General features: G+C 66.2%; 5 protein-coding genes. 3 read left to right on the top strand and 2 right to left on the bottom strand.

Annotation, left to right across the window (positions count from 1 at the left end; genetic code table 11):
• Window positions 1-145 precede the first annotated feature (145 nt).
• Complete coding sequence (locus tag ACCP09_RS06085; protein WP_433743749.1) at window positions 146-1,207, bottom strand: NAD-dependent epimerase/dehydratase family protein; 1,062 nt, start codon at window positions 1,205-1,207, stop codon at window positions 146-148.
• Window positions 1,208-1,508: 301 nt separating this feature from the next.
• On the opposite strand from ACCP09_RS06085, the gene ACCP09_RS06080 reads away from it, so the two are divergent.
• The 3 genes from ACCP09_RS06080 to ACCP09_RS06070 all read left to right on the top strand — a co-directional run bounded on the left by ACCP09_RS06080 (window position 1,509) and on the right by ACCP09_RS06070 (window position 6,126).
• The gene (locus ACCP09_RS06080) at window positions 1,509-2,303 is read left to right on the top strand and encodes an SDR family NAD(P)-dependent oxidoreductase (protein ID WP_433743746.1); all 795 of its coding nucleotides are present in this window, start codon (window positions 1,509-1,511) and stop codon (window positions 2,301-2,303) included.
• 186 nt (window positions 2,304-2,489) lie between these two features.
• Window positions 2,490-4,520, top strand: a complete 2,031-nt coding sequence (locus ACCP09_RS06075; protein WP_433743743.1) for a family 20 glycosylhydrolase — start codon at window positions 2,490-2,492, stop codon at window positions 4,518-4,520.
• A gap of 16 nt (window positions 4,521-4,536) precedes the next feature.
• Window positions 4,537-6,126: an N-acyl-D-amino-acid deacylase family protein gene (locus ACCP09_RS06070; protein WP_433743740.1), complete on the top strand. Its 1,590-nt coding sequence runs from the start codon at window positions 4,537-4,539 to the stop codon at window positions 6,124-6,126.
• An 18-nt stretch (window positions 6,127-6,144) separates the two neighbouring features.
• Here ACCP09_RS06070 and ACCP09_RS06065 read toward each other — a convergent pair whose 3' ends face one another.
• A complete protein-coding gene (locus ACCP09_RS06065; protein ID WP_400980772.1) occupies window positions 6,145-6,972 on the bottom strand; it encodes an IclR family transcriptional regulator in 828 nt (275 codons plus the stop codon).
• Window positions 6,973-7,026: the final 54 nt, after the last annotated feature.

Here is a 7,026-nt window from a genome sequence, read left to right as displayed (position 1 = left end):
GGGACCTCGATCCGTAGGTGCGGCAGTTGGTCCGTTCGTCGCACGAGATGGAGATCAAGAAAATCGAGCGCGAGCAGGTCACCTGACTCTTCAGCGGCACCACGTGGGCCGGAGGGTTCGTGAGCCACGATCTCGATCGTGCGCATCACGGGCGTTCCGGCCTTTCGCCTGTGGGGATCCAGCCTTGGGTGACGGGGGTGTAGTCGGGGTTGGGGGTGGGGTCGAGTGCGGTGGTGATGGTGGAGTCGAAGTCGTGGTGGGGGTGGTAGTCGAGGAGTCGGGTGGCTTTGTGGGTGGAGAGTTCGAAGGCGAAGGTGGCGGGCATGTGGGCGGTGAGGAGTTCGAGGTTGTAGTGCTTGGCGATGACGGTGGCGCCTTCGGTGAAGGTGGTGGTGTGGGGGCCGACGATGTTGAAGTCCTGGTTGCGTGCGTTGGGGTGGTCGATGGCGGCCAGGGTGCCGGTGACGGTGTCGCGGACGTCGGTGGTGTGGATGGCCCAGGGGCGGCCGTCGGGGCCGGTCAGGGCGAGTGCGGGGTTGTCGTCGCGGTCGCCGATCTGTTCGTTGAGCGCGCCGAGGAAGTCCTCGCCGCCGGCCAGTAGTTGCCAGAGGTTGCTGCGGCGCCCGGCGGCGGTGTGGGTGGCCAGGAATCCGCGGACCCAGTCCAGGCGGAACAGTGCGACGGCCTCGTTGGGCGCCAGCACCGATCCGTAGCGCAGGATGGTGTAGTCGAGTCCGTGCAGCTTGTGGTAGTTGCGCACGAGCTGCTCGCACAGCACCTTGGAGGTGCCGTAGTAGTCCCCGGGCAGTTGCGGGTGGTCCTCGGTGATCGGTTCCCGTGGCGCGTGCGCGGGGTCGTAGGTGTTGTCGGTGCTGGCGTAGACGAACCGGCGCACCGGCGCCGGTTGCGCCACCGCCGCCTCCAGCAACCGCAGGGTGCCCATCACGTTGATGTCGTAGTACCGCTCCACCGGCGTCTCACCCAGCACCATCTGCGCCGCCAGGTGCACCACCACATCCACCCCCGACACCGCCCCCGCCAACGCCACCGCATCAGTCAACGACGCCTCCACCACCTCCACACCCGACACCGGCAACCGCTCACCGGGCAAGACCATGCCCCGGACGGCGAACCCACGAGCGAGTGCCGCCTTCGCGAGCGTCGAACCGACCCGGCCGGACGCGCCGGTGATGAGAATCTGTGTCACGAGCCACCTCGTCAAAGTTGTGTGATGGTTACCTGGTCGAGACGTTGGCCGGGAGCTGCGCACCTCGCAGCCTCTTCGCCCGGTAGGCAGATATGAAATTCACATGCCGCCTGATGGAACACAGCGTGAATCGTGTGGGTGAAGCTGTCAAGTGGCGGCCGCGGCGTGTGCTGCATCTCGTAACCAAGGCGTACCCGACGGTGTCCCGTGCACCGATAGTTCCACGGTTCGCCTTGTGAAGAAGTCGGTTTGTCTGGTGAAATGCCTGTGTCGGGGGGCTGGAGCGACGGAGGTGTTCGGGATGGACAGTCCGAGACCGGGGCGGGTGGAACCGGTTCGCGGTTCCGCAACGCCGGTCGCTCTCGTGACCGGGGCCTCACGTGGAATCGGAGCGGCAACCGCCCGCCGGCTGGCGGTCGACGGGATGGCGGTTGTCGTCAACAGCTTTCCCAGTGAACCCATGATCAGCCTCGCGAAGCAGGTGGCCGAGGAGGTTCAGGAAGCCGGTGGTCAGGCCCTGGTGCTGCCCGCTGATGTCACCGACCCTGGCCAGGTCGAGGCCATGTTCGACCAATGCGAGGCCGAGTTCGGCCCGGTCGCGACGCTGGTGTTGAACGCCGCGAGCACTGTTCGGCACTCCTGGGCGGAGATCAGCCTCAGGGAGTGGAATGAGATCTTGGCTGTCAACCTGACCGCGGGTTTCCTGTGTTGCCGACGTGCGTTCCGCGGCCGCCTTCCGCGCGCAGCCAGTGTGGTGGTGGTCAGCAGTGTTCTGGCGGAAACCGGCGCACCGAACGCACTGCACTACGGCACCACGAAAGCCGGCCTGCTCGGGTTCACCCGATCCCTCGCGCGGGAGCTGGGGCCCTCGGGCGTCCGAGTCAACTGCCTGTTGCCCGGGGCCATCAAGACCGAGGAGGAGCGGGAGTCGTTCGACGAGCAGGAGCTGGACCGCGCGGTGCTCGAGCACCAGATCCTGCAACGGCGCGGCGTGCCGGAGGACGTCGCGAACGTCGTCAGCTTCCTGGCCGGCGCCGACAGTTCTTTTCTCACCGGTCAGGCGATCCGTGTCGATGCCGGCTGGACGATGGTGTGAGTGTTCTCCCTGGCGTTCACGGTGAAAACCGCTGCCTTCGACAAGGCGTCGCGATCACTTGTAGTGTCACGATCCGGCACTCATGGTTCAGCGCGCTTGGCGGGAAGTGGCAGCGGGAAGTGCCTGAGTGTCCTTGTTGCTGAACATCGACCCGTCGACGTGCATTCGCGACGAGGATTTCCAACGATGCCAGGCGAAAGTGACGCCCACGCCACGACGATTCCCGAACTCATCCCACGGCCGAGAACAATCGACGCCCCGAGCGACAGGCCGGCGTTTCCGTGTGCAGCCTTCAGCAGCTTGGATTTGCCGGACAGTCTCAAATCTTGTGCTCAACAGATTTGTGAGATCCTCGACGGGGTCGAAGTGCCGGGTGGTACTTCGCTGCCCGTCGAATTCACTCCGGTGAGGCTACCTGCCGAGCATTATCGGCTTCGAATTCGCGAGGATCAGATACGAGCGGAGTTCGCCGACGCACGTGGTGCGCTGCACGCCGTCCGCACCCTGGTGGATCTCTGGGACGGATACGAACGATCAGCATTGCCCGTCCTCGACATCGAGGACGGACCAGATCTTGCCACGCGCGGAGTCTTCGTGGAGTCCTTCACAGGTACAGACCTCATGAACCTTCCTGACTGGCAGAACCTCATCGACCGCCTGGCGCATCTCAAGTTGAACACGTTGGGGCTGTCCATCTACGGCTGCTGGGACATCCGGCACGGCGAGCGGCCCGCCGAGTACATGTTCGTTCCGCTGAGAGACTTTCCGGACCTCGTGTCGAGCTCTCGGATCACCACCTGGGACCCGTTGGATCGCGGCGAGACAGAGCTTGAGTACGTACCGGTGATTTTCGAGAAGGACCTGTTTTCGGACATCTGCGCCTACGCCACTGCCCGCGGTGTCGAGCTGATCCCGCACCTCGGTGGTCCTGGGCATTCCACCTTGATCCCGCGTGTCGTAAGCGAGCTGTCCGCCGTGGATCCGGCCGGTGCTCGAACCGGTTACGGGTACTGCGTCTCGCGGCCGGCAGCGCGGCATGCACTGGTCCGCCTGATTCGCAACCTGATCGACCAGCACCTGCGGCCGAACGGTCTTCGCCGTCTTCATGTCGCCGGAGACGAGTACTACCCGATCAGCAATGTCGACCCAGGAGACCGGCAACGTGTGGTGAGCCCTTACTGCGCGTGCGAGGGATGCCGGAACCTGTCACCCGGCCGACTCCTCGTCGAATACTTGATCCTCGTCGGCACCGTGCTGGCGGACGCCGGCATCGAGATGGTGCATTGGCAGGACACGCTCGTCAGGGAAGGTGTGCTGGACGAGTACCTCGACCGGGCGGTCGAACAGGGCCTGCCTCGTCCGGTGATCGTGTGGTGGAAGTACAACGATCCGGTTCCGGAGCCACGGACGGAGGGAACCGAGACCTGGGTGGCGCCGACGACAGGCCTCTTCCCGCACTTGTTCTCCCAGGACTTCACGGAGAACGTGTCCACCACACTTCGCAAGGGAAAGGCCGCGGGTGCTTCCGGTGTTCTCGCCTATTGGATCCCTGATCCGGCGGACCACCAGAATGTCGCCTGCCTGGCCGATCTGGCGTGGAACTCGAGCCCGTCCGGCGCGACCGGTTTCCGGCGTCGCTGGGCCGAATACGTGTCGCCGGACTCGTCCGCCACGGCTGAGCAGGCGTATTCGCTGGCGCACACAGTCACGGCTTCCTACCCGTCGATGATGTACCTCGTCGACCAGGTCCTTCCCTACTTCGCGGACGCCGGAGTGCCGGGAACCCGTTACCCGGACGACCAGCTCCGGGCGTTCGCGGTCACGCGGCCACCTCTCGCCGACGCGCTGCGGCAGATCGCTGCCACGCTGCGCGAGGCGATCAGCCTCATGCCCCCCGGGAGGGACGTCCGGTTCTGGCCGAATCCGGTCGAACAGTGGCGCAATGAGGCAAGGCGGACAGCAGCGTCCCTCGAGTTGTTCACCGGCGTGCTCGCACTCGCGTGTCGAGCCGGAGAGGATTGCGCAGCGACTGCGTCTGTTGTCCGGCAGGCGGAGGCCCTGTTGCAACACGTCAGCCGCTCGAAGCCGGCGTATCTGGCTCCGGCCGCACTGCGCGAGCACTGGCTGTTCGTGAGGGAGATCAGCCCGGCCGTACGGCGGCTCCGAGCGGAACTTGGTGCTGGTCGGCGTACTTCCTGGCATCCCTGGATCGTGTGAGTGAGATTGGAGTTGCATGTCCGCTGAGGACGAAGTCTGGTTGCGCGGTGGTCTGATAGTCGACGGGAGCGGTGGGCCGCCGGTCGAGGGAGACGTCGGCATCCGAGCGGAGCGGATCATCGACGTGGTCCCCGGCGGTATCCCGCACGGGACGGCGGGACGCGACGTCGATTGCCGGGGGATGGTGGTGACGCCCGGTTTCATCGACATCCACACCCATTCCGACGCCAGTTTCCTCCTGAACCACACGGCACCGAGCAAGGTCATGCAAGGCGTCACCACCGAGGTGGTAGGCAACTGCGGGTTCTCCGCGTTTCCGGTGGATCCCGACAGGCGGGCCTTGCTCGAGGAGTTCCTCAAAGGGCTGGGGATACCCCGGCTCGAGACGGCATGGGTCGACTTCGAGGGCTACGCTCAGGCCGTGGCCGGCGCTCGTCCCGTCATGAACACCGCTGCGTTGGTCGGACACGGCGCCCTGCGGATAGCGGCGATGGGGATGGGAGACACCGACTCGACCGCGGAGGCGCGCGACAGGATGGCGATCTTGCTGCGGACCGCTCTCGAGCAGGGCGCGTTCGGGCTGTCGACCGGGCTGACCTACGTTCCGTCCTCCTTTGCCACACCCGATGAGCTCCATGCGCTTGGACGTGTGGTGGCCGATTCGGGGGCGCTGTACGCCACACACGCCCGTGTGACCGAGGGGTTCGACGCGTTCGAGGAGGCCTTCGAGTTCGGCAGGCGTACGGGAGCACGCGTGCAGTTCTCCCATGTGTCGCTGAACGATCCACGTAGCTGGGGGAAAGCGGGAGACGTCCTCGAACGCTTCGAAAAGGTCGAATGCGAGGGGGTCGACATCCGGTTCGACGTTTACCCCTATGACGCTTCAGCCTCGTCGTTGACCCAGTACCTGCCAGCCTGGTTGCAGGCGGACGGGGAGGAGGCGATAGCCGCACACCTCAACGATGCGGAACTGCACGAGCGTGCTCGCGCGGAATTGTCAGCCGGCTTGTTCGGGAGCATTCCCTGGGACTGGAGCCGGGTCCTCCTTTCGCTCACCGGCCCCGGTGACGAGGACATGGAGGGCCGCACTGTGAAGGAAGCCGCGGATCGCGAGTCGGTGACGCCGGAAGACCTGTGCCTGCGGTTGTGCGCACGGCACGGCAATCGCGCGCAGGTCGTCCTGTTCTATCGCAGCGAAGACGATGTGCGGGCGTTCCTCCGACACCGGATGGCCATCCTCGGGAGCGATGGCAGCGCCCTGCCGGAGTCCGCGCCAGGGCGGCCACACCCGCGCAACTTCGGCGCGCACGCGCGGTTGTTGCAGCGGTATGTGGTCGACGACCAGCTGTTGAGCCTGCCGGAGGCCGTCCACAAAAGCACATTGGCCGCCGCCGAGCGGCTGGATGTGCCCGACCGCGGACGCCTCGCTCGCGGCACGATGGCCGATGTCGTGGTGCTCGACCTGCCGAACGTGCGGGAGGTCGGCACCTGGACCGATCCGTGCCGGCAGGCGCGTGGTGTGCGGGACGTCTGGATCAACGGGACCGCGGTCGTTTCGGTCGGTGCGCTCACCGGGGCATGTCCGGGCCAGGTGCTGAGGCGGTGAGGCACAGGTTGCGCGTGCTCAGTCGTTGGCCTCCTGCGGCTGCGGGTTCGTCGCGATGCCCGCGGCCACCTCGATGAGCGTCTTGGCGGCCCGCTTCACGTCCTGCATCGTGAAGCGGGACGCCGGGCCGCTGACACTGATCGCGGCGGGGAGGTGCGTCGCGAGGAGCGGGGCGGCCACGCATCGGCCGTCCTCCTCGTTTTCGCCGTTGTCGACCGCGTAGCCCATCCGGCGGACCTTCGCCAGCTCGTCCAGGTAGTCGTCGATCGAGGTGATCGTGTTCGCCGTGCGCGCGGGCAGTCCGGTGGACTCGAGCAGGTTCCGGACGCGGTCCTCGGGCAGGTGCGCGGCGATGGCCTTGCCCAGCGCCGTCGAGTGCAGCGGGTCCCGGTCGCCCCGGGACGCGGCGAGGCGGACGCCGCGGCGGCTCTCCACGATCTCGATGTAGATGATGTGGTCGCCGTCCAGCAGGCCGAGGTTCGCGGTCTCGCCGAACTCGTCGCGCAGCGACTCCAGCGAGGGCCGGGCGCGCTCACGCAGGATCTCCAGGTGCCGGGACTGCATGCCGACGAACCCGAGGCCGAGCCGGAACAGGCCACGCTCGTCGTCGCGCTCGACGTACCGGTGGTTCTCCAGTGTCCAGAGGTAGCGGAACGCCGAGGACTTGGGCAGCCCGGTGGTCTGCGCGACCTCGTTGAGGGTGATGCCGTCGACCGATTCCTGGAGCAGGTTGAGGATCAGGCAGACCCGTTCGACCGCGCGCACCGAGTAGTCGCGTTCCTCTTCCGCCGAGCCGTTGTCGGACGGGTTGACATCGTCGGGGTCCTGCTTACGGCGCCGTGCCACGGCTCCTCCTCGTTTCGGCGGGCAAGTTCGGTGTTTCAGATCTTAGTCCCGCAT

Origin of the sequence: Amycolatopsis sp. 3B14, assembly GCF_050958625.1 — a bacterium.
GTDB lineage: Bacteria > Actinomycetota > Actinomycetes > Mycobacteriales > Pseudonocardiaceae > Amycolatopsis_E > Amycolatopsis_E thermoflava.
This window is presented reverse-complemented; position numbering and strand designations above follow the sequence as displayed.

Bases quoted from the DNA above. Each gene is read 5' to 3' on its own strand.
- ACCP09_RS06080 (WP_433743746.1), top strand. From the start codon at position 1,509: ATGGACAGTCCGAGACCGGGGCGGGTGGAACCGGTTCGCGGTTCCGCA.
- ACCP09_RS06075 (WP_433743743.1), top strand. From the start codon at position 2,490: ATGCCAGGCGAAAGTGACGCCCACGCCACGACGATTCCCGAACTCATC.
- ACCP09_RS06070 (WP_433743740.1), top strand. From the start codon at position 4,537: ATGTCCGCTGAGGACGAAGTCTGGTTGCGCGGTGGTCTGATAGTCGAC.